Annotated in this window: 24 protein-coding genes; 16 read left to right on the top strand and 8 right to left on the bottom strand. The window is 69.1% G+C overall.

The annotated features are described in order from the left end of the window. Positions 1 to 126 precede the first annotated feature (126 nt). Entirely contained in the window at positions 127 to 3222 is a 3096-nt protein-coding gene (locus tag H4281_RS44705; RefSeq protein ID WP_182896901.1) for an ATP-binding protein, read from the bottom strand. Between the two features lie 261 nt (positions 3223 to 3483). Between H4281_RS44705 and H4281_RS44700 the strand changes: the two genes are divergently transcribed. Further along, on the top strand, positions 3484 to 4761 hold the full coding sequence (locus H4281_RS44700) for a cytochrome P450 (RefSeq protein WP_182896900.1): 1278 nt from the start codon (positions 3484 to 3486) through the stop codon (positions 4759 to 4761). A 398-nt stretch (positions 4762 to 5159) separates the two neighbouring features. Here the strand turns inward: H4281_RS44700 and H4281_RS44695 are convergent, their stop codons facing one another. Both H4281_RS44695 and H4281_RS44690 read right to left on the bottom strand, forming a co-directional pair. Then, positions 5160 to 5786, bottom strand: coding sequence for an alpha-ketoglutarate-dependent dioxygenase AlkB (locus tag H4281_RS44695; protein WP_182896899.1), 627 nt, complete (start codon positions 5784 to 5786; stop codon positions 5160 to 5162). Positions 5787 to 5827: 41 nt separating this feature from the next. Beyond that, entirely contained in the window at positions 5828 to 6406 is a 579-nt protein-coding gene (locus H4281_RS44690; RefSeq protein ID WP_182896898.1) for an ArsR/SmtB family transcription factor, read from the bottom strand. Positions 6407 to 6543: 137 nt separating this feature from the next. Between H4281_RS44690 and H4281_RS44685 the strand changes: the two genes are divergently transcribed. Together H4281_RS44685 and H4281_RS44680 are read left to right on the top strand one after the other, a co-directional pair. Continuing rightward, positions 6544 to 7149: a hypothetical protein gene (locus H4281_RS44685; RefSeq protein WP_182896897.1), complete on the top strand. Its 606-nt coding sequence runs from the start codon at positions 6544 to 6546 to the stop codon at positions 7147 to 7149. Between the two features lie 88 nt (positions 7150 to 7237). Continuing rightward, entirely contained in the window at positions 7238 to 8011 is a 774-nt protein-coding gene (locus H4281_RS44680; RefSeq protein ID WP_182896896.1) for a class I SAM-dependent methyltransferase, read from the top strand. Here H4281_RS44680 and H4281_RS44675 read toward each other — a convergent pair. Together H4281_RS44675 and H4281_RS44670 are read right to left on the bottom strand one after the other, a co-directional pair. Next, positions 8004 to 8933 carry an RluA family pseudouridine synthase gene (locus tag H4281_RS44675; protein ID WP_182896895.1) on the bottom strand — a complete coding sequence of 310 codons (930 nt, stop codon included), beginning with the start codon at positions 8931 to 8933 and terminating at the stop codon, positions 8004 to 8006. The two genes, H4281_RS44680 and H4281_RS44675, sit on opposite strands and share 8 nt — an antisense overlap. A gap of 12 nt (positions 8934 to 8945) precedes the next feature. Further along, the gene (locus tag H4281_RS44670; protein ID WP_182896894.1) at positions 8946 to 9341 is read right to left on the bottom strand and encodes a DUF5313 domain-containing protein; all 396 of its coding nucleotides are present in this window, start codon (positions 9339 to 9341) and stop codon (positions 8946 to 8948) included. A gap of 104 nt (positions 9342 to 9445) precedes the next feature. Between H4281_RS44670 and H4281_RS44665 the strand changes: the two genes are divergently transcribed. Further along, complete coding sequence (locus tag H4281_RS44665; RefSeq protein ID WP_182896893.1) at positions 9446 to 9889, top strand: MarR family winged helix-turn-helix transcriptional regulator; 444 nt, start codon at positions 9446 to 9448, stop codon at positions 9887 to 9889. A gap of 65 nt (positions 9890 to 9954) precedes the next feature. Further along, on the top strand, positions 9955 to 10839 hold the full coding sequence (locus H4281_RS44660; protein ID WP_182896892.1) for a TIGR03854 family LLM class F420-dependent oxidoreductase: 885 nt from the start codon (positions 9955 to 9957) through the stop codon (positions 10837 to 10839). Here the strand turns inward: H4281_RS44660 and H4281_RS44655 are convergent. Continuing rightward, entirely contained in the window at positions 10836 to 12362 is a 1527-nt protein-coding gene (locus tag H4281_RS44655) for an MDR family MFS transporter (RefSeq protein WP_182896891.1), read from the bottom strand. The two genes, H4281_RS44660 and H4281_RS44655, sit on opposite strands and share 4 nt — an antisense overlap. Before the next feature lie 87 nt (positions 12363 to 12449). Here H4281_RS44655 and H4281_RS44650 point away from each other — a divergent pair, with 87 nt between their 5' ends. The 3 genes from H4281_RS44650 to ligD are packed head-to-tail and all read left to right on the top strand — an operon-like array spanning position 12450 to position 15724. Next, positions 12450 to 13586, top strand: a complete 1137-nt coding sequence (locus H4281_RS44650) for a DUF1015 family protein (protein WP_182896890.1) — start codon at positions 12450 to 12452, stop codon at positions 13584 to 13586. Positions 13587 to 13637: 51 nt separating this feature from the next. After that, complete coding sequence (locus tag H4281_RS44645) at positions 13638 to 14714, top strand: ATP-dependent DNA ligase (protein ID WP_182896889.1); 1077 nt, start codon at positions 13638 to 13640, stop codon at positions 14712 to 14714. Next, complete coding sequence (gene ligD, locus H4281_RS44640) at positions 14711 to 15724, top strand: non-homologous end-joining DNA ligase (protein ID WP_182896888.1); 1014 nt, start codon at positions 14711 to 14713, stop codon at positions 15722 to 15724. The genes H4281_RS44645 and ligD overlap by 4 nt, the downstream gene beginning before the upstream one ends. A gap of 355 nt (positions 15725 to 16079) precedes the next feature. On the opposite strand, the gene H4281_RS44635 is transcribed toward ligD, so the two are convergent. Continuing rightward, positions 16080 to 17120 (bottom strand): CobW family GTP-binding protein, encoded by a 1041-nt coding sequence (locus tag H4281_RS44635; protein ID WP_182896887.1) that lies wholly within the window; start codon positions 17118 to 17120, stop codon positions 16080 to 16082. 114 nt (positions 17121 to 17234) lie between these two features. On the opposite strand from H4281_RS44635, the gene H4281_RS44630 reads away from it, so the two are divergent. Then, positions 17235 to 18200 (top strand): nucleoside-diphosphate kinase, encoded by a 966-nt coding sequence (locus tag H4281_RS44630; protein ID WP_182896886.1) that lies wholly within the window; start codon positions 17235 to 17237, stop codon positions 18198 to 18200. 8 nt (positions 18201 to 18208) lie between these two features. On the opposite strand, the gene H4281_RS44625 is transcribed toward H4281_RS44630, so the two are convergent. Then, complete coding sequence (locus H4281_RS44625) at positions 18209 to 19135, bottom strand: nucleoside-diphosphate kinase (protein ID WP_182896885.1); 927 nt, start codon at positions 19133 to 19135, stop codon at positions 18209 to 18211. Between the two features lie 612 nt (positions 19136 to 19747). On the opposite strand from H4281_RS44625, the gene H4281_RS44620 reads away from it, so the two are divergent. From H4281_RS44620 to H4281_RS46725, 7 genes are all read left to right on the top strand, one after another. Beyond that, complete coding sequence (locus H4281_RS44620) at positions 19748 to 20539, top strand: YqcI/YcgG family protein (RefSeq protein WP_182896884.1); 792 nt, start codon at positions 19748 to 19750, stop codon at positions 20537 to 20539. Positions 20540 to 20552: 13 nt separating this feature from the next. Then, complete coding sequence (locus H4281_RS44615) at positions 20553 to 21041, top strand: arginase family protein (RefSeq protein WP_220508817.1); 489 nt, start codon at positions 20553 to 20555, stop codon at positions 21039 to 21041. Positions 21042 to 21083: 42 nt separating this feature from the next. Next, positions 21084 to 21251, top strand: a complete 168-nt coding sequence (locus tag H4281_RS45315) for a hypothetical protein (protein ID WP_220508816.1) — start codon at positions 21084 to 21086, stop codon at positions 21249 to 21251. A 224-nt stretch (positions 21252 to 21475) separates the two neighbouring features. Continuing rightward, a complete protein-coding gene (locus tag H4281_RS44610) occupies positions 21476 to 22627 on the top strand; it encodes a CynX/NimT family MFS transporter (protein ID WP_182896883.1) in 1152 nt (383 codons plus the stop codon). A gap of 138 nt (positions 22628 to 22765) precedes the next feature. Then, positions 22766 to 23272, top strand: a complete 507-nt coding sequence (locus H4281_RS44605; protein WP_182896882.1) for a flavodoxin domain-containing protein — start codon at positions 22766 to 22768, stop codon at positions 23270 to 23272. A 204-nt stretch (positions 23273 to 23476) separates the two neighbouring features. Next, the gene (locus H4281_RS44600) at positions 23477 to 24679 is read left to right on the top strand and encodes an MFS transporter (protein WP_220508818.1); all 1203 of its coding nucleotides are present in this window, start codon (positions 23477 to 23479) and stop codon (positions 24677 to 24679) included. An 861-nt stretch (positions 24680 to 25540) separates the two neighbouring features. Further along, positions 25541 to 25987: a PadR family transcriptional regulator gene (locus H4281_RS46725; protein ID WP_182896880.1), complete on the top strand. Its 447-nt coding sequence runs from the start codon at positions 25541 to 25543 to the stop codon at positions 25985 to 25987. The last annotated feature ends 140 nt before the right edge of the window (positions 25988 to 26127 follow it).

Genomic DNA, 26127 nt, shown 5'->3' with positions numbered 1-26127 from the left:
GTGCGGTGGTGCGGTGGTGCGGTGGTGCGGTGGTGCGGTGGTGCCGGTTGTTGTTGTCTCCTGTCTCTGTTTCTCCTTGCTTTTCCTTCCCTGACGCCGTGCGCGGCCGGCCGGGCGCGCCCGCGGTCACAAACGCCAGGTCGTAGGTGTCTCCGGGTGGTAGCTGCAGGACGAGCCCGTCGTGATGGTGTGGCGGAGGTGGTCGGCCAGTTCCGGGTGGAGGTCGGTCAGTTTGCGGATGGTGTCGCGGATGCGGGCGGTCACGGCTTTGCGGGCGCGTTCCGTTTCGTCGCCTAGGCGGCGGGTTCGGCCGGACAAGCCGGTCGATGTTCGGAGTTCGTCGAGCAGGGCGGCTCGTTCGGTGTCCAGGGTGGCGGCTTTGGCGTCGTCGCCGCGGAGGGCGGCGGCGTCGATCGCCTCGTCCAGTTGGTCCAGGCGGCGGCGGTAGGCGGCTTTCGCGGTGTCGTCCAGGATGGGGTCGCCGCTGAAGGTGCGGGTGGCTTCGGATTCTTGGCCGCAGTCGGGGGAGAGCAGTTGTGCTGCGGGGATTTCGGTGCCTGGTCTGCTCAGCAGGTAGTTCAAGTCTCGCAGGCCCTTCGCGTCTGGCATGCGTACTTCGCGGCCGGCGAAGCGCAGGGTCCAGACTGCGTCGGTTCGGTGGAATTCGTTGGCGGCAGCAGGAGGTGGCGGGGTCGCGGGGCGGAGGTGGGCGGTGATGTGGTGCAGGCCTAGTTCGGCGGCTTCGGCGGTGACGGCATCGGCTAGGGCGGTGGCGCGGTCGGTGTCGCCTAGGTCCAGCAAGGTGCTTGCCAGGTGGTTGCGGGCTTCGACGGCCCAGGGGCGGGCACGTAGCCGGTCTGCGGAGCGGGCGGCGGCGGTGAGGTGGGCAGCGGCTGTTTCGTGATCGCCGAGGGTTTTGTGCAGCAGGCCGGTCCACAGGTCTACCGGGCCGCTCAATTCGCAGCCGTACAGGGAGACCAGCCATTCTCCGGAGTGCGGGGAAAGCTCGCGCAACAAGCGTTCTGCCGCTGCGCGGTCTTTCAGTACGACGGCGGCTTGGGCTTGGCAACGCAGCCACAGCGGAGTGAAGGCGCGGGCGTAGGGGCCGTCAGCGAGTGCTTCGGACAGTTCGTGCCGGGTGGTGGCTGCGTCGCCGGCGAGTGCTGCGGTGAGGGTGCGCAGCAGAGCTGGGTGCGGGAAACCCGAGTCGGCCATTTTTGCCGGGAGGTCAGCGGCCTCGGCGAAGCGGCCTTGCACCAGCAGGGCGCTCCAGCGCAATTGATCGGGCATGTAGCCGTAATCATTGCTGCCGAAGATTTCCGGTGCGGCCAGTGCTTCCGCGAGTGCTTCGTCGGCTTCTCCGAAGCGGCCGCGGAACGCGCAGATGATGCTGCGGTCGATCGCTTCCGCCAGTTTCGCGGCTTGCACGCCTTCGTCGGCGATCCCTTGGAACACGTGGAACTGGTCCAGATATCGCGGATCTCCCTGTTCCAGCAACGCGACCCACTTGAGCGAGGCCGCGAAGAACTCGTTCTCCCGGTCGCCGGTGCGCCGCGCGATGGCGGCGAGTTCGTCGGTGAGGCGCTCGCGTTCGGCACCGCTGCCCAGGCCCCAGATCGCGTCGTGCCTGGCCCACAAAGTGAACGCCAGTGCGTCGTCGTCCTCGTCGTCGCGGGCGAGGATCGTGGCGCGAGCGGTGAGTTCCAGTCTGATGCGGTCCAGCGAGAGGGGTTCGGCCGCGTTGCCGCCGCACAGTTTTTCGTGTGCCTCGCGGAGAACTTGAACGGTGAACTCGCGCTGCGCACCGCCGGTGCCGAATTTCGACAGGGTGAGGGCGGCGCGGGCCAGGAGGTTCGCGTTGTCCTCTTGGCGAGCCAGGGCGACCGCCTCTTCGCAGAGGAGCCAGGCTTCGTCTTTCGCCTCGAAGCGCCATAGTGCGGTGGCCAATTCCAGCGCGACGACGGCTTGGCTGCGGTCGTCTGCCGCTCGTTCGCGGGCTCGGCGCAGGTGTGCGACTGACTCCTCGAATGCCATCCGGGCGCCTGCGTCCTTGGCCGCGGCGAGCAATAAGCGGATTACGTGCTTCGGGTCGAGTTCGGTATGGGCGAGGTAGGCGTGCCGGGCGCGTTCGGCGACGCCGACCAAGGTTGGGGTGTGTTCGCCGGCGCGCACCACGGCTGCGTGGCGGCGTTGTGCTTCGGTGGGCGTCAGCTCGGCGTATCTCGACTCCCGTACCAGGTCGTGCGCGAAGGAGAAACGGCCTTCGCCAAGTGCGACAACGAGCCGGGCGGCTACGGCGCGGGTGAGCAGGTGGTCGACCTGGGCGGCGGGCGCGCCGGCGGTGGCGGCGAGCAGCTGGAGCGAGAACTCGCGGCCGAGCACCGCCGCGTTGGTGAGCAGATCGGTGACTGGGCGGGGGAGAAGGGACAGCCGTCGCTGGAGTGCGTCGGCGACGCCGGGCGCGACTGCGGACACGGTGTTCCCGCTGCGCCACAACCGCGCTGTTTGCTCGACGAAGAACGGGTTGCCGCCGGTGCGGCGCTGGACGTCGATGGCCAGCTCGGCGCCCGGATCCGCGCCCGCGGTGCGGCTCATCAGCTCGGCGACTCCGGTTTCGTCCAAGCCGGTGAGCGTGATCGTGGTTGCTTTCGCGACCAGCGGCAGCATCAGCTCGTGCAGAGGATGGCTGGGCGCGTCCACCTCGACGTCGCGGTAGGTGCCGATGAGCAGCAATCGCTCGAACCAGGTGTGCCGGGCCGCGAATTCGAGCAGCCGCAGCGACGCCGGGTCGGCCCAGTGCAAATCGTCGAGGATGACGACCACTGGCCGGTCCTGTGCCACGGTGACCAGTGCTCGGGTGACCGCGTCCGGCAGTTCGAAACCGTCGTCGGCGGGTGGTTCGGGGGTTTCGCCGAGCAGCGCGGACAGCGTCGGCGAGCTGGCGACGGCCCATTCGTGCGGAGCGGCTTCGCGGCGGAGCGAACGCATGACCTGGACCCATGGCCAATAGCCCGGCGCGGCCCCGGACTCCCAGCAGGTGCCGCCGAGAACGAGCGCGCCTGCTTCTCGTGCGTCGTCGGCCAGTGCGCTGACCAGTGTGGTTTTGCCGATTCCGGCCTCGCCGGCGACCAGAGCGAGGCCGCCGTGGCTGGCGGTGGCGCGCGAGAGCTGCGCACGCAAGGTCGCGGCGGGGTGGGCCCGCCCGATCAGCGCCGCAGTCATGTCCGGTTCCTCCCTTTCTCTGCGAGCCTCTCACGGGACTCGCCTCGTCGTCGCGTACTTTCACCGGCTGCGACCGGCCGGTCACGCAGGTCATGCCGGTCACTGGCGATGCGGGCCATTCTGTCCGGGGGGTCTGACAATTCCCGGGAGCCGTCACCTGGCCGGGTGACGGGAGTCCACTGTGGACCGGCGCTGGTCACAGGGTGACGGGCGTCTCCGCCCGGGACCGGCGGAAGGGGTGGTTGCGGTACTGTCGCCGCCATGGGGAGTCTTCGTTCGCGCATCCTCGCCTGGGCGGGCCGCCGGTACATCGCCCGCCAGCAGAAGCGCGGTTTCGATCTCGAGAAGATGGCGCTGCTGCCGGATTCGGCGCTGGAGCCGTTGCGCCGCCAGGGTCTCGACCCGGTTCCGGACCTCGGCAGGCTGCGCGGCGAGGCGCCGATCAGCAAGCTGGACCTGCCGTTCGGGATGAACGCCTGGCTCGTGACCGGCTACGAGGAGGCCAAGGCCGTCCTCGGGAAGGGCACGGAGTTCAGCAACGACTTCACGAACCTCGTCGGCAACGCGGGCGTCACCGAGGACCAGAACCCGGGCGGCCTCGGATTCGCCGACCCGCCGGTCCACACGCGCCTGCGGAAGCTGCTGACGCCCGAGTTCACGATGCGCAGGCTTTCCCGGCTGACGCCGCGGATCGACGAGATCGTCGCGGACCAGCTGGACGCGATGGCCGCCGCGGACGGTCCGGTGGACCTGTGGGAGCAGTTCGCGCTGCCGATCCCGTCGCTCACGATCTGCGAACTGCTCGGCGTGTCCTACGAGGACCGGGCGGACTTCCAGCGGCTGAGCACCGCGCGGTTCGACCTGTTCAGCGGTGCGGGCGCGTCGCTGGGGGCGATCTCGGAGTCGCTGGGGTACCTGCTGGAGATCGTGCGCAAGCAGCGCGAACAGCCCGGCGACGGCCTGCTCGGCATGCTGATCAAGGAGCACGGCGACGAGATCGACGACCGCGAGCTCGCCGGCCTCGCCGACGGCATCCTGACCGGCGGCCTCGAGACCACGGCGAGCATGCTGGCGCTGGGCGCGCTGGTGGTGCTGCGCGATCCGGCCGCGTTCGAGGCGGTCCGCGGCGACGACGATTCGGTGCACCGGTTCGTCGAGGAACTGCTGCGCTACCTGACGGTGGTGCAGATGGCGTTCCCGCGGTTCGCGAAGCAGGACATGGACATCGCGGGCGTGCACATCAGCGAGGGCGACATCGTGCTGGTGTCGCTGTCGGTCGCGGACCGCGACCCGGTGCTCGGCAAGGGCGACATGGACCGCTTCGACCCGACCCGCGAGCCGTCCTCGCACCTGGCGTTCGGGTACGGGATCCACCGGTGCATCGGCGCGGAGCTGGGCCGGATGGAGCTGCGGGCGGCATACCCGGCCCTGGTCCGGCGCTTCCCGAACCTGCGGCTGGCGGTGCAGCCGGAGGAGCTGGAGTTCCGGAAGGTGTCGATCGTGTACGGGCTTGATTCGCTGCCGGTGCTGGTGGACTGATTCCGGGTCGCTGGACGGCCGGGGCGGCTCGGGTGGATGCCTCGGGGCGGGCCGGTGCTCGGTCGGTGCGTGAGGGCTCGTGCGGCTGGGTTGGCGCGGCGCTCGGCTGCTGTCGGATGCGGTGGATTCGGCCGGCGGATGACTTGGGCGGTGGCCGCACCGACGGCGTGCGCGCGGGACGGCCGCATCGGTGGGTGCGCGAAGCGGCTTCGTCGGGCCGGCGGCGTGCGAGTGGTGTGAACGGTCGCGCGGTGTAATCCGCGGTGCGCTCAGGAACGCACAAGACGGTCTAACCGACCCAACAGCGCACTCGTCATGGGCGGAGGCGACGCGGTCGGACCAGGTCCGCGCAGGTGGTCGAAGCCCGCCGCGGCACCGCCCTCGCCGGGCTGCTCACCTCATCGCACCCCTCGCGGCCGGAACTGGATGCTGATCCGCGGGCCCACCGCCCGCGCCGTCTTCGGGATCGCGTGTTCCCACGTCCTCTGGCAGGACCCGCCCATCACGATCAAGTCTCCGTGCCCCAGCGGGTACCGCACTGAATCTCCGCCGCCTCTTGGGCGTAGGGCCAGGTGGCGGGCGGCGCCGACAGACAGGATCGCCACCATGGTGTCCTCGGTCCGGCCGCGGCCTAGGTCGTCGCCGTGCCAGGCGACGCTGTCCTGGCCGTCGCGGTAATAGCAGAGTCCGGCCGTACGGAACGGTTCGCCCAGTTCGGCTGCGTAGTGGGCGGACAGTGCCTCTCGGGCCTCGGTGAGGACGGGATGCGGCAAGGGAGCGTGCTCACGGTAGAAGCACAGCAGACGCGGCACGGCGACGACCCGGTCGTACATCTGGCGGCGCTCCGCGTACCAGGGGACCTCGGCCGCCAGGTGTTCGTACAGCTCGTCCGAACCGTCGAGCCACCCGGGAAGCACGTCGATCCACGCGCCTTGACCCAGTTCGGTGCGCTGCACGTCGGACAGCGGGCCCAGCGTGGCCGGCCCGCTGGCACCGAACAGCGAGCCCTGAAATGCCTGACTCATGCCTCCAATCTACACGATATTCGAACACCTGTTCGGATGAACTACTCGGCGGGCTTGGGATGCGCGGTGACGACGAGGCGGTGGAGGCGGGCGTCGGGGGCGGATTCGTTGTGGTAGCGGGACACGAGGTCGGTCACGAGGGTGGTCAGCTCGTCGGTGAAAGCAGACCGGTCGCGGGCGGAAGCGAAGGCGATTTCCGTGTCCAGGGTCAGCGTCGAGAGCGGTTTGCCCGCGCGAGCCGCGCGTCGGGCCAGGCCCGCGACCTCGCGCAGGGTGCGTCCGGCGACGGCGAGCAGGTAGCCGACCGACAGGCGGTCCGGTTGCACGCTGGCGGAACCGGCGGCGCCGAGGGCGGCGGGGGAGACCAGGTAGGCGCCGGCGGTGGCGGCGAAAAGGCGTTCGGTCAGGCCGCCCCATTGCCGGGTTCCGGCGGGTTCCACCAGGCCGTGCGATTCGAGCGCGCGCAGGTGGTAGTTGACCTTTTGCCTGGTCAGGCCCACTCGGGCGGCCAGCGCCGCGGCGGACGCCGGTTCGGTCAGCGCGGCCAGCAGGCGGGCGCGCACCGGGTCCAGCGCGGCCGCCGCGACGGCGGGGTCCTCGATCACTTCGACGTCCTGCATCCCCTGAGCCAAGCAGTGACAAACAAAGTCGTCAAGGGAGGAGCCCTTGTCCGCGACCGGCCGGGGACTTACAGTGATCAGCCAGTGGTCTGGACCTGTACCGCTACCGCCGCCCTGAGTTCCACGGAGGTTGGCACGTGCGCACGAGAACCCGGATCGGCGGAGCACTGGCGGCGGCGGTGTGCGGGCTCGCGATTCTCGCCCCGGTCGCGAACGCCCAGGTCGGCGGCGGCACCTGGAAATCCTGGTCGCCGGGGTACAAGGAGCAGCAGAAGGGCTGCGGCCAGATCAGCGGGCTCACCTTCAAGCTGACCTGCTCCGACGGCAGCGGCGAACAGCGCGCCGAGCGCCGCTACGAGACCTACGCCGGCGGCACGCACCAGTTCGAGGGTTCCTTCAAGATCACCAGCATGGGCGGTTCGCGGATCAGCCTGAAGCAGACGTTCCGCGACGGTTCGAACGCCGGGCCGTACTTCCTGCTGGCGGTGGAAAAGGGCGGCCGCCTCTACACCGTCGAGAACGGCCAGACGGTGGCGACCGGCGCGACGGTCGGGACCTCGGTGCGGGTCAACACGATCAATCAAGTGGGCAGCTCCCACAAGGTGTACATCAACGGCTCGCTGAAGCAGACCGACGCCAGCCCATCGGGTAGTTATTACGACAAGTTCGGGTCGTACCGGACGGCGAGCGGGGCTGGGCCGATTACCGTGCAGTGGAGCGGAATCAAGTTCTGGACCCGGTGATCGCCCGGACGGGTGCCTGCCGCCGCCTGGCGCCCGTCCGGCCGGAATTCCGTTGCCTCGGCAGGGGAATTCGGTCACTGTTGCGGCCATGACTTTGGTTGAGCACTACAACGCCGAGACCACCGAGAACACGCGGCTCGTCAGATCGCCGCACGGCAGACTGGAATTCCGGCGGACGCAAGAACTTGTCCGCAGGGCGATGCCGGCGACCGGGCAGAGAGTGCTCGACGTCGGCGGGGCGACCGGGGTGCACGCCCGATGGCTGGCCGCGGACGGACATTCGGTGCACGTAGTCGATCCGGTGGCCTCGCATGTCGCGGCGGCAGCCGAGATCGAAGGCGTCACAGCGGAAGTCGGCGACGCGCGAGCGTTGGCGTGGCCGGACCACAGCGCGGATGTCGTGCTGTTAATGGGTCCGCTCTACCACTTGACTGAATCCGGTGATCGCGAGCGAGCGCTTGCCGAAGCCCGGCGCGTACTTCGTCCGGGCGGCATTTTGTTCGCGGCGGCCATTAGCCGTTATCTCTCAGTCATGGAGACCGGAACCAACGGCCAGCTCACCGAACAGTTGAGTCCAGCGGTGAGAGCCGTGGTCGATACGGGCAGCTACGACGGCCACGTCGGCTTCGTGCCCGCGCATTTCCACACCGCGGACGAACTGCGCGACGAGCTGGAAACCGCTGGTCTGAACGAGATTTCCGTGTGCGGAGTGGAAGGCCCGGCTTGGCCCGCGCTGGACGTGGCCGGCATCGAGGAATTCGACGCGCGCGTGGACGCGGCCCTCCGCTGTGCCCGCCTGGTCGAGCAAGACCCGCTCTTGATCAATGCCAGCGCGCATTTCCTCGCGGTAGCTGTCAACTAGCCCACTTGTCGAGCGAATCCCACGCCGCGAGCGTCCGGCGGCTGGTGAACCGGCGGTGCTCACCGGTCAGCGGATCGTCGAATTCCAGCACTTTCGCCAGCAGCTGCAAGGGTTTCGTGAAGTCGTCGAGCGGTTTCTCGTGCAGCTCCGGATAAAAATCGTCGCCAAGGATCGGAATCCCCAACGAACACATGTGCACCCGCAGCTGGTGCGTGCGGCCGGTAGCGGGCGTGAGGCGATAACGGCCCAGCCTGTCCCGGTGTTCGAGAAGCTCCACTGTGGACTCGGCGTTCGGCGGCCCGGCAACCTCCTGCGCGGCGAGCACGCCGCGTTCCTTCACGATCCTGCTGTGCACGGTCCGGGGCAGCTCAAGGCCGGGATCGTAGGGCGCGATCGCCTCGTATTCCTTGTGCACCAACCGATCGCGGAACATCGTCTGGTACGCCCCGCGCGCGGACGGCGTGATCACGAACATCACCAGCCCGGCCGTCACGCGGTCGAGCCGGTGGGCAGGGGAGAGGGCGGGCAGGTCCAGCGAACGGCGGAGGCGCACCAAAGCGGTTTCCAGGACGTGCCGTCCGCGCGGGATGGTCGCCAGGAAGTGCGGTTTGTCGACCACGAGCAGGTGATCGTCACGGTGCAGGACGGTGACGTCGAACGGCACCGGGACCTCGTCCGGCAGATCGCGGTGGAACCAGACGAACGAACCGGGGATGTACGCCGCGTCGATTCCCAGCGGACCGTCCTCGCCGTGGATCCGCTGCTCGTGCAGCATTTCCTCGATCCGTGCGGGGGCGACCCGGGGAAGACGTTCGACCAGGTGTTCCAGCAGCGTCGTCCACGGACCTTCCTCGGGCAGCCGCAGCCGTGCGGGGTCTAAGCCGTGCCGAGGCGGGATCGGGGCCGGGCGCTTGCGTCTCATCGGCTCCCGAGTCTAGTCGGCGGAGTTTCGCCGGTAGGCCGCGATGTAGCGGGCGGTCGCCTCGGCGTTGGCCGCGGCGGCTTTCTCGCGGCGGACCCGCTTGCCGGTTCCGGGCGGGAAACCGTTGCGGGACAACCGGTGGTCGATGCTTTCCTCCATGTACGCGCACGAGTAGAAGTACGACACCAGCGCGGCCATCAGCACGATCGCGAGCCGCAGCCCGAGCGGGGCCGGCAGCAGCAGCCAGACCAGGCACAGCGGCGCGATGCCCACCGTCGCGCGCAGGACGTGCCGGGCCTTCCAGTGCTTGGACGTCGCGTCGTGCAGCAGCCAGTCGCGGTAGCGCTCGGGAAGCCGTCCGCTCACGGCGTAGGCGAACCAGCGGAGAACGCCGGGCCGGTCGGTCATCGTTCCTCCTCGGGGTCTGCCGCCACAGTACCCTAATGATTAGTACACTAACTAATAGTGTGGTGCAGCCCGCGCTAGAGTGGGCCCGAGCACGAGGAGGACGAGTGGCCGAGATCGACCTTGGCGAGGACCCGCTGAAGCTCGACCGGCAGGTGTGCTTCGCGCTGTCGGTCGCCTCGCGCAGCGTGATCGCGATTTACCGGCCGCTGCTGGAGCCGCACGGGCTGACCCATCCGCAGTACCTGGTGATGCTGGCGCTGTGGGAACAGTCGCCGCGGTCGGTGAAGGACCTCAGCACGGCGTTGCGGCACGAGCCCGCGACGCTGTCCCCGCTGCTCAAACGGCTGGAGGCGATCGGGTACGTGACCCGCGGCCGCAGCCGGGCCGACGAGCGTCAGCTGACGGTCGAGCTCACCGGGAAGGGCCGGGAACTGCGCGCCGAAGCGGAGAAAATCCCGTATCGCGTCGTGGAGCGGCTCGGCATGGAGGTCTCCGAACTGGAGGCGCTGCACGCCGCGCTGGGCCGGGTCATCGAAGCGACCGCCTGAGAAGGAAGAACTCGCGCCGCAATCCGGTTCTGTCGAAGGAAACGTGCCGACAGAGCGGAGCGAGCGTGGACAAGATCCGGGTGGGGGTGGCTCCGGGACTCGGGACCGGGCCGGCGGAATTCACCGGTTTGGCCGAGCTGACCGAGGCGGCGGGCGTCGACTCGCTGTGGCTGTCGGAAGCGGTCTATTCGCCGGATGTCGACCCGTTGATCGGGATGACGCACGCGCTGGCCCGCACCGAACGGCTCAAACTCGGCACGGGCGTGGCGATTCTCCCCGGCCGGAATCCGGTGCTGGTCGCGAAACAGCTGGTCACGCTGGCCGGGCTGGCTCCGAAACGCGTGCTTCCGGTGTTCGGCCTGCTGCCCGCGCAGCCCGCGGAACGCGGCCTGTTCCCGGTGCCGGAGGGCCGACGCGCGGCGGTCTTCGACGAGTCGCTCGCGTTGCTGCGGCTGTTGCTCGAACAGGACAACGTGTCCTTCGACGGCGAGTTTTTCCAGGTCGACGGCGTGACGATCGGGCCGCGTCCGGCGAAACGGCTCGACGTCTGGGTCGGCGGGGCCGCGCCTGCCGCATTACGTCGAGCGGGCCGGTTGTCCGACGGGTGGCTCGGCAGTTTCCACACGCCGGAGCAGTCCCGCGCGGCGCGGCTGGCGATCCAGGAAGCCGCCGCCGAAGCCGACCGCGAGATCGAATCGGACCATTTCGGGCTGAGCATGGTCTTGGCGCTGCACGGGATCCCGGAACGGCTGCGGGCGGTGGCCGAGAAGCGCAATCCGGGCCGTCCGGCCACCGACCTCGTGCCTGCCAGCTGGGCCGAGGCGCGCCGGATGATCGAGCAGCACGTCGAGGCCGGACTCACGAAATTCGTGGTCCGGCCGGGCTACTCCGGCGACTACCGGCAGTTCCTCGACGATTTCGTGCGCGAACTCGTGCCGCTGCAGAACTAGAACGTCAGCTGTTCGGTCTTGCGGGGCATGAGCAGCAGCGCGACGACGCTCACCACCGAGACGGCGACGATCGCGAGGAACACGTTGTGCGTGGCCCCGGCGAGCGATTCGCGCACGTACGCCGTCGCCGGCGAGTTGTCGTGCGTGCCGCTGAGGACGCGGCTGGTGGCGTCGACGCTCTCCGGAAGGTGTCCGGCGACCTCTGCGGGCGGGTTCGCGAACCGGCCCGCGAGGGTCGCGTTGGCGATCGCGCCGAAGACGGCCGTGCCGACCGCGCTGCCCAGCGAACGGCTGAACATGTTGGTCGCGGTCACCACGCCGCGGCGCTCCCAGCCGACGGTGGACTGCACGGCCACGACCGTCGGACTGGAGGAAAGCCCGAGCCCGATCCCCACCACGAACACCGCAGCCGCGGCCATCCAGACCACTGAGTCGAGGCCGAGAAACGCGGCCATGACCGCCCCGACGAGCAGGAATCCGGTGCCGATCAGCGCGGTGTCGCGGAATCCGATCCGCAGGTAGATCTTTCCGGACAGCGACGCCGCGATCGGCCAGCCGATCGTCAGCGCGGCCAGCGCGAAACCCGCGGTGAGCGCGTCCGTGCCGAGCACGCCCTCGGAATACGTGGGCAGGAACGAGCTGAAGCCCAGCAGCACCGCGCCGGTGACGAGCGCGACGAGATTCCCGCCGATCAGGGTGCGGCGGGTGAACACCCAGAGCGGCAGCACGGGTTCCTCCGCACGCCGCTCGACCAGTACGAACGTGACCAGCATCAGGACCGCGACGGCGAAGATCGCCAGGCTCGGCGCTGAGGTCCAGCTCCACGCGACCCCGCCTTCCAGCAGGGCAAGGATCAGCAGCGCGCAGCCGAGCGTCAGCAGGGTCGCGCCGGCGTAGTCGACCTTGTGCCGGGTGCGGTTCACCTGCTCGGTGAACTTGCGGTAGAGCATCCACGCGGCGAGCGCGCCGAGCGGCAGGTTGACGAAGAAGATCCACCGCCAGCTGAGGTATTCGGCGAACACGCCGCCGAGCGTCGGCCCGATCACCGAGGCGACCGCCCACACGCCGGCGAGGTAGCCCTGCACCCGGGCGCGTTCCTCGACCGTGTACAGATCGCCGACCATCGTCATGCTGATCGGCTGGACCGCGCCCGCGCCGATGCCCTGCACCGCGCGCGCCGCGATCAGCACCGGCATGCTCCACGCGACCCCGCACAGCACCGAGCCGACCAGGAACGCGGCGATGCCGAAGAACATCACCGGGCGGCGGCCGAGGACGTCGGCGAACTTGCCGTACAGCGGCACGGTGACCGCCTGGGTGAGCAGGTAGATCGAGAACAGCCACGGGAACTGGGAAAACCCGCCGAGGTCGCGGACCACCGACGGGACCGCGGTGGCGATGATGGTGCTGTCGAGGGCCACGAGGCCGGTGCTCAGCATGACAGCGGCGAGGACGGGTCCCCGCTCGGATCGAAGGCCTACGGCGGCGCGTTTCGCCGCGGGCGGACTGCTCGTGCTACCCATGCCGGGAATAAACTCCTTCGCCCGGGCAAGCATTCCCCAGCCGATCGATCGGTGCCCGGGGGTCCGCCGGACCGCCATCATGGAGGGATGGACAGATGGGTGCGGCCGATCGGCCGGGGCTGGGTCGTTCAGGGCGCGGTGCCGGGGCCGGATGTCGACGAGTTCGCCGAACCGGAGGCGGTGACGAGGGCGCTCGCGGCGGCGGAAGGGGACACGCTGCTGGCCGCGCAGCATCCCGCGCGGACGCCCGCTGCGCTGGCCGCCGGGCTGGACGTCGAGGCCGCGCTGCCGGAGGCGCGGGCGACGCTCGAACGGCTGCTGACCGGCCATTACCGGCCGGAGACGGGATTCGTCGCGGCGTACCGGATCGGCGAGACGATCGCGGGCGTGCTGTGCCTGGTCGACGTCCGGGAGCTGACGTCGGCCGGGGCGCACGTGAAGCACACCGAGGAGGTGTATCCGGAGGTGGTCGCCGAGCGCGCGGCCGTGCTGGACGGCCTCGGGTGCGCGACGAGTGCCGCCCTGCTCGTGCCGGTCGGCGACGGAGCGGAGCTGACCGCGGCGGTCAAGGAAGCGGCGAGTTCGGCGGATCCTGATGTGTCCACTGTGGACCGTGCGGGGCTGCCGCACGAGCTGTGGGTAGTGCGGCCAGGGGAGAGGCAGGAACGGCTGCTGGAGGCCGCGTCGGCGAGCGATCTGCTGGTGGCGGACGGGAATCACCGCGTCGCGGCCGCTGCCGGGAGCGGTCAGCTGCTGGCGTTGATCACGGCGGGTTCGCAGCTGGAGATCCGGGCGATCAACCGCGTGCTTCTCGGGACCGGACGCTCTGCCGAGAGCCTGTTCGCGGCTTGGCAGGAGGCAGGGCTGGACGTGGCCTGGTCGGACGACGCGACCCCGCCTTCCTGCCCCGGCACGGCAGTGGTGCTGGCCGGCTCGCGCGTGCTGCGGGTGCGGTTGCCGGGTTCGGACCCGCTGATCATCGACCACGAAGTGGCGGAACAGACGCTCCTCGGCTCGGCGCTCGGCCTCGACCCGGACGGCCCGCACGTGCGCCCGCTGCTGCCGGGCAGCCCGGTCCCGCCGGACGCGGACGCGGTGGTGCAACTGGCCCCGGTGCCGTTCGAGACGGTGCAGGCGGTGCACGCGGCGGGGCGTCGGATGCCGCGGAAGGCCACGTACTTCACGCCTAAACCGCGCGGCGGGCTGGTGCTGGCGCGCTGGTAAGCGCTGGTAAAAAGGTGCAGGTCAGCGTCTGTTCCGCTTAGGATCGCGCAGGTGGAGCTACCCCTGATGCCGCCGGTGCGGCCGATGCTCGCCAAAGCCGTGCACGAGGTGCCGCGCGGCGGCGGGTTCTGGTATGAGCCGAAGTGGGACGGCTTCCGGTGCGTCGTGTTCCGCGACGGCGACGAGGTCGAACTCGGCTCGCGCAACGACCGGCCGCTCACCCGGTACTTCCCGGAACTGGTCGAGCTGCTGCGGGACGCGTTGCCGGGAAAATGCGTCGTCGACGGCGAAATCGTGCTGGTCACGCCGCGCGGGCTGGACTTCGGGGCGTTGCAGCTGCGGCTGCATCCGGCGGCCAGCCGCGTCCGGAAGCTCGCGGAGGAGACCCCGGCCAGCTTCGTCGCGTTCGACTTGCTCGCGCTTGGCGAGCGGGACCTGACCGAGGAGCCGTTCGCCGAGCGGCGGCGGGCGCTGGAGGGGATTTTCGCGCCCTCGACCGGTCTGCAGCGGGTGCATCTGACCCCGCTCACGACGGATCCGGACCTCGCGCAGGACTGGTTCACCCGGTTCGAGGGCGCGGGTTTCGACGGGGTCATGGCGAAACCCGCCGATCTGCCGTATGAGCAGGACAAACGCGTGATGCTGAAGGTGAAGCACGAGCGCACCGCGGACTGTGTCGTCGCGGGTTTCCGGTGGCACAAGGACGGCAAGGGCGTCGGATCGCTGCTGCTCGGGCTGTACGACGAGGAGGGGGCGCTGCACCACGTCGGCGTCGCGAGCAGCTTCACCGCGGCGCGGCGGCGGGAGCTGGTCGAGGAACTGGCCCCGTGGCGGGAGAACGCGCTCGACGGGCATCCGTGGCGCACCTGGGCGGAATGGCAGGCCGGCGAGGTGCGCCGGCCGGGCGCCAACAGCCGGTGGGCCCCGGACAAGGACCTGTCGTGGGAACCGCTGCGCCCGGAACAGGTCGCCGAAGTGCGCTACGAACACCTGCAAGGCGGCCGTTTCCGCCACGGCGGACGACTGGTGCGCTTCCGCCCGGACCGGACCCCGGAATCGTGCACCTACGCGCAACTGGACGAGGCCCCGCCCGCCGAACTGGCGGATCTGTTCGGGGAGGCCCGATGAGCGGCGTGCCGCTCGACCTGGACGGCGTGGAACTGACCATTTCCAGCCCGGACAAGGTTTATTTCCCGGAACGAGGCGAAACCAAGCTCGATCTCGTCCGCTATTACCAAGCTGTCGCGGGCCCGTTGCTCGACCGGCTCGGCGGCCGCCCCTTGCTGCTCGAACGCTATCCGGACGGCGCGGGCGGAAAGTCGTGGTTTCAAAAACGCACGCCCAAGAACGCGCCTTCCTGGCTGACCACCGCCGTCGTCTCCACCCCCAACGGCACCACCAGTGACGCACTGGTGGCTGCGGACCTGGCGCACGTCCTGTGGGCGGTCAACCAGGGCTGCCTGGGCTTCCATGTGTGGCCGAACCGCGCGTCGGCGCTGGATATCGCGGACGAACTGCGCATCGACCTGGATCCGTCGCCCGGGATCGGCTTCCCGCACCTGCGCGAGGCAGCCGTGCTGGTGCGGGAATTCCTCGCCGAGCTGGGGATCGAGGTCTATGTGAAGACTTCCGGTTCACGCGGCCTGCACTTGTATTCAATGCTGGAACCGCGCTGGGACGGCTACGAAGTACGGGCCGCCGCGGTGGCGTTGGCAAGGGCATTGGAACGGCGGCATCCCGACCTGATCACCGCGCAGTGGTGGAAGGAAGAACGCGGCTCGCGAGTTTTCGTGGACTTCAACCAGAATGCGCCGCACAAAACGGTTTTCGGCGCTTGGTGCGTGCGGCCGAGGGCCGGCGGACAGGTTTCTGCGCCGATCGCCTGGGACGAGCTGGCGACAGTGGATCCGGACGCCTTGACGCTGTCGACGGTCCCGGCGCGGGTCGCGGAACGGGGAGATCCGTGGGCTGGCGCGAACGATCGGCCGCAGTCGATCGAGGCGCTGCTGGAGATGTCGCGAGAGGACCTGGCCGGCGGGCTGATGGACGCGCCATGGCCGCCGGTGTACCCGAAGATGCCGAACGAACCGCCGCGGGTCGCGCCGAGCCGGGCGAAGAAGGCGCCCGCCGAGGAGTGACCCGGCACGTCTCACCCCAACGGCAGGTCAAACGCCAACTGCTCCTGTGCGCCAACCCCCACCGGCACTCCGGCCAAAGTGCCCGCGCACCCGGGGCAAGGCGTGACGTGCCCAGTCCCCTGGGCAGTGAGATCGATCGGCGTCCAAGTCCGTGATTCCCGCTCCCCGCAGGCAGACCGCCGATACCGCAGATCGTCCGCCCGAGTCATCACATGCGCGACCGGATCGTCCTCCGGCAACGCACCCACGAGGTACCACCGGGCCGCAATCGTCTCCGCCATGGAACTAGTCCTCCAAAGAGGCTGGTCCGAGCTATGAAGACATAGTGCGACTCCCACGCCGCCAACCCGCGCGTTTACGCTTCTTCGGCGTGGCGCGTTTCGCCCTCATCCGGTTCGTCCAGGTACCGCAGAAAGCGCAAAAGGCCCCGCTCATCAGGCACATCGTCCTCAGCCAGGCAAGCGGCGAGCTCCCGTTCGACGGCCGCGGAATCAATCCCGGCGCCAATCAGCACCAGTTCGGTCCGCCGCGGCCCAGACGGCCAGGTCGACCGTTCCACCTGCACAAACGCCCCGACAGTATGCAATCCGAACCGAGAGCGGGACTCGGGAGACCCCAGATCCACCTGCCCTTTGACCCGGTAAAGCCCGGCAGGACGGCTCTCCAGAAACGCGAGAAACCGCCGAGGCGAAAGCGGCCGCTCAGCAGTGAACGCGACGCTCTCGTACCGCGCGTGCAAATGCTCGGAATGATCATGCTCGCGCAGATCGTCAAAAGACAACTGCCCGTAACTTTCCCGAGGCCGGGGATCGAAAAACAGCCCCGGATCAACGCGCCCGCGCTCGGTCTCAAGCACCGGCACTCCAGGTGCGTACTCCTCCACGACAGCGCGAACCTTGGCCACCGCGTCCGGCTCGGCCCGATCGACCTTGTTGAGAACCACCAGGTCGGCAACCCGCACATGCTCGGTCAGCTCCGGGTGCCGCACCCGCGTCGCCTCGAACTCGACCGCGTCGACCACCTCGACCAGCCCGCCGTACCGGATATCCGGGTTCTCGCTGGCGATCATCAGCCGCAGCAGATCGCGGGGCTCGGCGATCCCGCTCGCCTCCACCACGATCACGTCGATCCCGGCCTCAGGCCGCGACAGCTTGCCCAGCATCGCGTCCAGCCCGCTGGCGTCGACCGCACAGCACAGGCAGCCGTTGCCCAGCGAAACCATCGTGTCGACCTGCCCGGCGACCGCGAGCGCGTCGATGTTCACCTGGCCGAAGTCGTTCACGATCACGCCGACCCGGACGCCTTGGCGGTTGGCGAGCAGATGGTTGAGCATCGTGGTCTTCCCCGCACCGAGAAAACCTGCGACGAGCACTACCGGAACCCGCTGCCTTGCCACGCGTCAACCCTCCTGTCGTCCGGGCAGCCGACGATACCCGCGGACCGTGGCAGCCCGGCGCCGTCCTCGATGAAAGGGAGTTGACGCAATGTGCCGTCGTGGCAGGATGAGCGGATGATCTGGACGCCGGGCAGGGAGGACCGGGTCGACGGCATGCCGACGGCCGCGGAATGGCGGCAGTTGTCGGTCGTGCCGGAGAAACGCGAAGTCTTCGGCTACGACCTGTACTTCCGCGAGGGCTGGGCGGACGTGCTTTCGGTGTTCGGCGGCGACGCGACCGGCGTGCTCGGCGGACTGGCGATGCTGGTGGTCAAACCGGACGCGGTAGCCGGCCGCAGGCTCGGCCCGATCATGGATTACCTGGCGGACAACGGTTTCGTACCCGTCGCCACCACGCGGTTCGGCTACACCCGGCATTCGATGCGCGAGGTGTGGCGCTACGACTGGCACATCTACACCGTCGACCGGCTGCAGTTGTGCACTTTCTGGTATCTCGCCAACGATGTGCTGCTGTTCCTGGCCCGCGACGTCCGCCCGGTCGCGGGATTGCCCGCGACCGTCCGGCTGTGCGAGCTGAAGGGCGTCGGCGATCCGGCCCAGCGCGAACCGCACCATTTGCGCACGAAGCTGAACCCGCCCAACCGGATCCTGAACTTCGTGCACGTCGGCGACGAACCGGCGGACATCGTGCGCGAGCTGACGATTTTCCTCGACCGTCCGGAACGGCTCCGGTTTCTCGAGGACCTGCGGGCGCATCTCGCCGAGGACCGCACGGCACAGGCGCGAGCCGAGATCGCCGCCATCGAAGCCGATTGCCCCGCGCACGACCTGGACATCGACGCGACGCTGGCCCGGCTGGCCCCGATGACGGGCGAGGCCGCGGTTTCCCGGCTGCGGGACGTGGTCGGGGGCGGGGACCGGATCAGCTGGGACGAACTGGCCGAACTGGTGCCCTTCGACAAGGCCGACCGCTGGGACGTGATCGTGACCGCGTCGTTCGTGGTGCACAACGAGCGTCCGGTGCCGCACGCGCTGCTGCCCGCCGTTTCGGCGGAGGCGTGGACCGCGCGGATGCGGTAGCGCCGGGTCTACAACGGACGCCTGGCCCGGGGTTTGGCCCAGTGCACCGGATCCGGGTTGGCGATGAGCTTCGCTTCACCGGGTTCGTCGCATTCGATCAGGCCGGCCCCGGCCGCGGCGAGATCCCAGCGATCGACCTCGGCTCCGCTTTCGGCGACCGCCTCGGCGACCTCGATCCACGGCACCAATTCCCCGAACCGCAGGCGTTCCAGCAATTCGAGCGCCCGGCCGCCGTGCTCTGCTCGCTTGAGCGCGTCTGCCACCGCGTCGGCGGCCTCGTCGGCGTCGAAGGTCCGCGGGGCGGGGGCCGCTTCGAGTGCTTCTTCGAGCAACGGGAGACCGGCCGGGGCGCCGGAGACCAATGCGTTCAGTGCTTCCCGGCGCTGTGTCGGGTCGAGCAGCAGGCCGATCTCCCGGATCAAGTCGGCGGGCTCGTCGGCGACGTGGACGTAGCTGAAGTTGCGATTGTGCTGGTGCAGCAGGGCGCGCAGGGTGCCGGGCTGCTGCTTCAGCGGATCGGCCGAGCCTTTCAGCGCGGCCAGCCGCATCGTCGCGGGCATCGGCCCTGGCTGCTCGTCGCGCACGAGCAGCAGCAGGGCGGAGCCGCGATAGATCAGGTCGTTCAGCGCGAGCCGGTCCACCGTGGCCGACGTCAGCTGGTACCGCCACATCTCCCGCCACCGCAGGCCGTCCAGGTCGGGACGCTGCACGGTTTGGACGGCGAATCCCTGCTCGCCCAGCCAGCCGAGCACCGGGCGCACCTTGCCCGCGGCGATGCCGTCCGGTTTGACCAGGAGAAGGGCGTGCCGGCGCACGATGTCGGCGGTCCGGTCGCCGAGGAACCGGGCGATGTCGCGAGCGCCTTCCCGGAAGTAGGTTTCGCGGCGGTACGCGATGCGCTTCGCGGGCATGCGCGTGAGCGCGGCCCAGTCCATGTCTTCGATCGTCGCTCCCCTTGGCCGATGCCGGATCCGGTGCGGTGATCTTATCCGGCACGCGCCGCCCCTGTCGTATGAAGCACCGATGAGCAGTTCGCCAAGAAGTGTCGAACGTCTTCGAAAGCGCGCCGCCGTGCGGGTGATGCTCCGGATCCGGAATCGGCGGATCGGCGTACCGCCAGCGGAGCATCCGGGCGAACCGGTTGATTCCTTTCCGGAACTTCAGCGTTCCGAAGGTCTACTGTGGACAATAGGGATTTGTTCGTGCTGGCAGGCGTTTTCAGTGGTCCGGACCAGTTATGGCGGGCTATCTCGCACTGTCCCGGCCGCGGATTGGGCCGGACGCCGCAAGGGGATTGGTCGGTTCCGGGGCTTGTCTCGACACATTATCCGCCATTCCTTGAAATCGCGTAGAATATTGTTCACTCGGATGGTCGCTGCGCGGGGTGGCCGGGGTCCATAGAGTTCTGAGGGGCAGCGCTGGTCCGGTGGGGGAATAACCGCCAGCGGCTCCGAATCGCGGCTCGCTCACCGCCGCGCGACCGCGGCCCGGCCGGACGCCGGAGGGGACCTGCGTATCCCGAGGAAGAATATTCCCGGAGGGCCGGAATGCACCGATTGCTTGAATCCCGCAGCACCATCCTGATCACCCAGCAGGAGGCCGAAACGTTCGGAAGCGGCTGGCGCGCCCGCGCTTTCCGCGACGTCGAGTCCAGGCTCACCGACCGTGGTTTCCCGTGTGTCTTCTCGAGAAACGCGTTCCGGAAGGGTCTGCTGCTGTTCGCCTTCGCCGAGGACGCCGGGCCGGACGCCATCGCGAGACTCGGCCGCGAACTCGCCGATTACGTCGAGCTTTCCCGGAATTGGAACGGTCATCTCGACACCGCGTACCCGCTGCTGATCGTGTTTTCCCCCGCGGCGGTGTCCGCCCGGTCGGTCGCCGGGTACCAGGCGTTCGGCTGGGAGGTGCTTCAGAAGCTGCACCGCGTCGACCCGGCCCGGTGGCCGGAGAACGTCGGCACCGACCCCGGCGAAAGCTCGTGGTCCATGTGCTTCAACGGGATGCCCTTGTTCGTCAACATGAGCAGCCCCGCGCACGAGGTCCGGCGCAGCCGCAACCTCGGCGAGCACTTCGTGCTCGTGATCAACCCGCGCGAACGATTCGACGTCGTCGCGGGCGACACCCCGAGCGGCCGCAACGTCCGCAACAACATCCGGGCGAGAATCGACCGATACGACGGTGCGCCGCGCGCCCGTCAGCTCGGCTCCTACGGTGTCGCCGGGCTGGAATGGTGGCAGTACGGTCTGCCCGAGGAAGATGCCGACCGGACCGATTCCTGCCCGTTTTCCTTCCGTGCGCCCGAAACCGCGCAGCCGGACGAGGCGGCGGCGCCTGCCTGATCGGAGACAGGCGATGACGGAAGTGATCGTTTCCCAGGGGCGCATCGGCGACCGCGGCGCGGGAATGATCGAAGGCGCGGCTCGGACGGCACGTGCGCTGAAGCAGTGGTACGACGTCGAACCGAGTTATGTCGGCAAGTCGGCCGGCCCGGCGAACGATGACTGGACGGTCAGCCTCCCGGCTGCCGAAGAGACGCTTTCCGGCCTGGCGCAAGCTGTTTCGGCGAGTGTCGCGACTAGGCGGCGAACGGTGCTCGCGGCTAACACTTGTTCGGCCAGCCTCGCGACGTTGCCCGCTGCGTTCCGCGCGTATCCGGACTGCGTGGTGTTGTGGATCGACGCGCATGGTGATTTCCATACCCCGGAGACCACGAGGTCGGGTTATCTCGGCGGAATGGCGCTCGCCGGGGCGTGCGGGGTGTGGGACAGCGGGCACGGTGCGGGTGTCGACCCTGGCCGGGGGTGCGCGGGTGTGGGCGCAGATCGACTGGGACGTGCTTGAACCGGGTACGGTGCCTGCCGATTACCGCGTTCCGGACGGACTTTGCCGCACAAGATCCGTGAGATTTTCGAGGCGATTCCGGCGGTGGACATTCCCGGTCTGGAGCTGGCTGAGTTCGCCGCGACCGGAGACGAGCGCATTGACGCGCGGGCGACTGAGTCCATTATGGACATGATCGCGCCGGTGTTCGTGACCGCGGCGCTGCGATAGACCGAAGTGGCTGTTGCCGATTCGGCGTCCGAGCGGGCAAGATCGGGACCGGTGAGCCAGTCTGATGCCGGCGGCTTCCGGCATTGGGCGGGCTGGATTGCTCCGGGGCAGGGGGTTCCGATGATTGCCGGTGCTTGGTGGTGCGGAGGCCGGGTTGCCTCAGCGGTCTTCGGAGCGGAGGCCGGGTGACCGCCCGGTCCGCTGCCGCTGAACGCGGGACCCCGATGAGGCCTGCGCTCGTCCTTGCCGGCGTGCTGTTGATCGCGATGAACCTGCGTGCGGCGATCACGTCGCTCAACCCCGTTCTGGGGCTCGTCCAGGCTGATCAGGGGCTTTCCTCGATAGCTGCGTCTGTCTTGGTCAGCGTTCCGCTCATTGCGTTCGCTGGGTGCTCGCCGATCGCGCCGAAGGTTGCCGCGAAGCTCGGGCTTGAGCGGATGCTCGGTGCGGCGGTCCTGCTGCTCGCGGTCGGGATCCTGCTGCGTTCGACTCCGCCTCAGTTGTTGTTGTGGACTGGAACCGCGCTGCTCGGGGTCGCCATCGCGATCTTGAACGTCCTGCTTCCCGCACTGGTCAAACGGGATTTCCCCGCGCGGATCGGGCCGGTTACCGGTACGTACACCGCGGTGCAGTCCGGGGTGGCCGCGATCGCTGCTGGGGTCGCGGTGCCGCTGGCCGGGCAAGAGGCTGGTGGGTGGCGGCTTTCGCTGGGGGTCTGGGCTGGTCTTGCGCTCGTCGCGCTAGGGGTTTTTCTGCCGCAGTCACGGCGTTCCGGTGCCGCACCGCTTGTGCGTACCGCTGGGGTGGTGCGGCCGTGGACGAGCTGGCTGGCCTGGCAGGTCACTGTCTTCATGGGGTTGCAGTCGCTTGCTTTCTATGTGCTGGTGACCTGGTTGTCTTCGATCGAGCATGCCGCGGGGATCAGTTCGATGGCCGCTGGGTTTCACCAGTTGCTGTTCAATCTGTCCGGGCTGGCCGGCAGCTTGGTTTGTTCCATGGTGATTCATCGGTTGCCTGATCAGCGGCCGGTCGCGATTGCCGGGTCGTTGTTGTTGACGGTCGCGTTGACCGGGTTGCTGGTCGCGCCTGGGGTCGCGGTGCTTTGGGCGGTCTTCGCCGGGTTGGCCGGTGGAAGCACGTTGGCGTTGGCGTTGTCGCTGTTTGGGTTGCGCACCAGGAATTATGCGGACGCTGGGGCGTTGTCCGGGATGGCTCAGTCCGCGGGCTATACGCTCGCGGCGCTGGGGCCGGTCGTTATTGGCGCGGTTCATGACGCTGCTTCGTCTTGGACGCCTGCGCTCGGGGTGTTGATCGGGCTGGCGCTGGTGCAGACGGTGTTCGGAGGGTTGGCTTCTCGGCCTCGGACGCTGGCCTGATGGGCTCGTCGCCCTGGCGGGCGACGTCGGCCGTCTTGGGTGGCGTGGGGCACCCCGAAGGGTGATTGTGCTGACGGTTCGTGGGTGGGGCGCGCCGGGGGGCGGGCGTGGGGCGGCTTGGGGGTGGACAATAAGGACATGATCAACGTCCTCGTTGCGTACGCGGGCAAGCGTGGTGGCACCCGTGAGATCGCCGAAGTGGTCGGCGAGGAGTTGCGTGCTGCCGGGTTCGCGGTGGACGTGCGTGCTGCGGGTGAGGTCGACGGCGTTGCTGGGTATGCGGCGGTGGTGGTCGGCAGTGCGCTCTACTACGCGCGGTGGCGGCCTGAAGCGGTGCGGCTGCTTGAGCGCAACACCGAGGCGTTGCGGGTGCGTCCGGTGTGGTTGTTCCACAGTGGACCTTGTGGTCCTGGCGCGAATGTGGCCAGGGTTGGCTTGCCTGCGCGGGTGACCTTGCTGGCCGCGGCGATTGACGCGGGGCGTACTGAGACGTTCGGCGGGCGGCTTGATCCGGCGCTTGCGGACGGTGTGCTGGAGAAGGTGATGGCGCGGGGCAACCGGGTCGGGGATTTTCGTGACTGGGAGCGGATCCGGGCGTGGGCTCGGGACATCGGCCGCCGGGTGCGTTCCCGGGTTCCGATTTGATCCGCGGCCCACTGTGAAACGTCCGGTTCGTCCTGCTTTGCTTGGTATGTCAGGGAGTGCGGGCGTCCACATGCGACTCTTGCTTCGCCGCTGCGCCGGGTGTAGACCAAGCCCGTGACCGAAAACGCAGCGGGGGGCAAGGAAAAACGCAAACTCAGCGCCGATCAGCGGAACTCGTTCCTCGCCGCGTGGCTCGGCTGGAGCATGGACGCGTTCGACTATTTCCTGGTCGTGTTCGTGCTCGCGGACATCGCGAAGGACAAGTCGTTCGGGGCTACCGCCACTCAGCTGGCGTTCATCACCACCGCGACGCTCGTCATGCGTCCGGTCGGCGCGTTGCTGTTCGGGCTGTGGGCGGACCGGTCGGGACGGCGGATTCCGCTGATGGTCGACGTCCTGTTGTACTCGGCGGCGGGCGTGCTGTGCGCGGTCGCGCCGAACTTCACCGTGCTGCTGATCCTGAGGTTCGTTTACGGCATCGGCATGGGCGGCGAATGGGGCCTGGGCGCGGCGCTCGCGATGGAGAAGATCCCGGTGGAGCGGCGCGGGTTCTTCTCCGGGCTGCTGCAGGCCGGGTACTCCGCCGGGTACCTGCTGGCCGCGCTGGCGTATCTGCTGTTCCACACCGCACTCGGCCTGGAGTGGCGGTGGATTTTCGTGCTGAGCATCTTCCCGGCGCTGATCAGCCTGCTGATCCGGGCGCGGGTCAAGGAATCCGAGGTGTGGGAGGCGGCGCAGGAGAAGATGCGCGTCACCCGGACGTCGGTCAAGGACGTCCTGTTCAACCCGAAGGTGCTGCGCCGGTTCGGGTATCTCGTGCTGCTGATGACCGCGTTCAACTGGATGTCGCACGGCACGCAGGACGTCTACCCGACGTTCCTGAAGGCGACCGACCACGGCGGTGCCGGCCTGAGCGCGGCGACCAGCACCTGGATCGCGGTGCTGTACAACGTCGGCGCGATCATCGGCGGCCTGGTTTTCGGCTCGCTGTCGGAACGCTTCGGCCGCCGGATGACGATCGTCGGCGCCGCGGTGCTCGGCTTGCCGATCGTCCCGATCTTCGCCGTCGACCACGGGGCCGGGATGCTCGCGCTCGGGTCGTTCCTGATGCAGGTCATGGTGCAGGGCGCGTGGGGCGTCATCCCCGCGCACCTGACCGAGATGTCCCCGGACGCGATCCGCGGCTTCTTCCCGGGTGTCACGTATCAGCTCGGCAACCTGCTGGCCGCGCTGAACCTGCCGATCCAGCAGAGCATCGCGCAGTCGCAGGGGTATCCGGCCGCACTGCTGTGGACTGTGATCCCGGTGCTCATCGCGGTCGCCGTGCTGACCTCCCTCGGCAAGGAGGCGAAGTCCATCCGCTTCGGCGGCGAAGGCGCGACCACCGCACCCGCGGGGACTTCCTGATCTTTCCGCCTGCTGGGTGCGGGCGTCCTTGCCGTCGAACAATCGCCGATATATCGTGGTCATATCGGCGATTGTTCGACGGAGGAGGACGACATGACCAGGACCGCAGGCGGAGACCACCTGTTCCGGGGCTTCGGCGGCCCAGAACGCTTCGGTGGACACGGAGTGCCGTTCGGCTTCGGCCGTCCCGGACCGGTTCGCCCTGGTGACGAAGGCCGGGGAGTGCCGTTCGGCGGGCCGGAGGCGCATGGCGACGGGCCCGGCGAGGGGAGGGGGCGACATCCGGGCGGGCCGGGGGAAGGGCACGGGTGGCCTTGGGGAGGTGCGCCGGGCGACGAGCGCGGCTGGCCTGGGCAGTTCGGCGGGCGAGGCCCGGGGTTCGGCCGGCACGCGGTGTTCGGCGGGCCTGGCGCCGGGTTCGGGCAGGGCGGGCTGTTCGGGGGACCGGGAGTCGGCTTTGGCGGGCCTGGCCATCCGGGCTGGCACGCGGTCGGGCACCCCGGCTCGCCGGGCGAGGCGGGGGAACGCCACGGTCATCCGGGCGGGTCGGGGGAGGACCACGGGCACCCCGGTCTTCCTGGTGAGTCAGGGGAGGATCACGCGCACTTCGGCCACCGCGAGCACTTCGGCCATCCCGGCCATCCCGGTCACCCTGGAGACGAGGGAGCCTGGGACGACACCGTCTTCGAAGCCCGTGGCGGCTTCCCTCCGGGGCCTCCCAGTCCGCCTGGACCGCCGCATCGGCCGGGGTTTCCCGGGTTCCCTGGCTTCCCCGGGTTTCCCGGCGGACCGGGCGGCCCTGGCGGTCCAGGAGGGTTTTTCGGCGGCCCGCCCCGCGGCGGTCGAGGTCCGGCCCGCCCGGTGCGTCCGGCGGTCCTCGCCTTGCTGGCGGAGGAACCTCGCCATGGTTACCAGCTGATGCAGGAGATCCGCCGTCGCACGAATGACGAGTGGCGGCCCAGCCCGGGGTCCATTTACCCGATTTTGCAGCAGCTCGAGGACGAAGGCCTGGTCCGCACGGCGGAGGAGGGCGGTCGTCGGGTCGCGCATCTCACCGAGGCGGGGCGGGAGCACGTCGCGGGGCGCGAGGAGGAGTTCGCCGCGCTCTGGGAGTCTCCGGCTCGCGACCAGGAGCCGGGGGCGGACCGGTTCGCGGCGCTGTATCAGCAGATCGGCGAGTTGGCGGGAGCCGCGGCGCAGGTCGCGCACACGGGCAGCGAGGCGCAGTGCGAGGAGGCGCGGAAGGTGCTCCGCGAGGCCCGTCGCCGGTTGTACGCGTTGCTCGCGGATGACGATTTCGAAGAGTAAGAACCGCCGGTGGGTGGGTCCGCAAAGGACTCGCCCACCGGCGGTCACCTCGGGGCACAACCGGAGGTGGTCCGAGCGCGCGTGTCGGTTGTTGGACGGCGGAGCGGTGCGGCGGGTCCAATGCGGCCATGCCATCGTTT

Source organism: Amycolatopsis dendrobii (genome assembly GCF_014145675.1).
GTDB lineage: Bacteria > Actinomycetota > Actinomycetes > Mycobacteriales > Pseudonocardiaceae > Amycolatopsis > Amycolatopsis dendrobii.
Note: the sequence above shows the minus strand (reverse complement) of the source record. Positions and strands in the feature narration are given on the sequence as shown.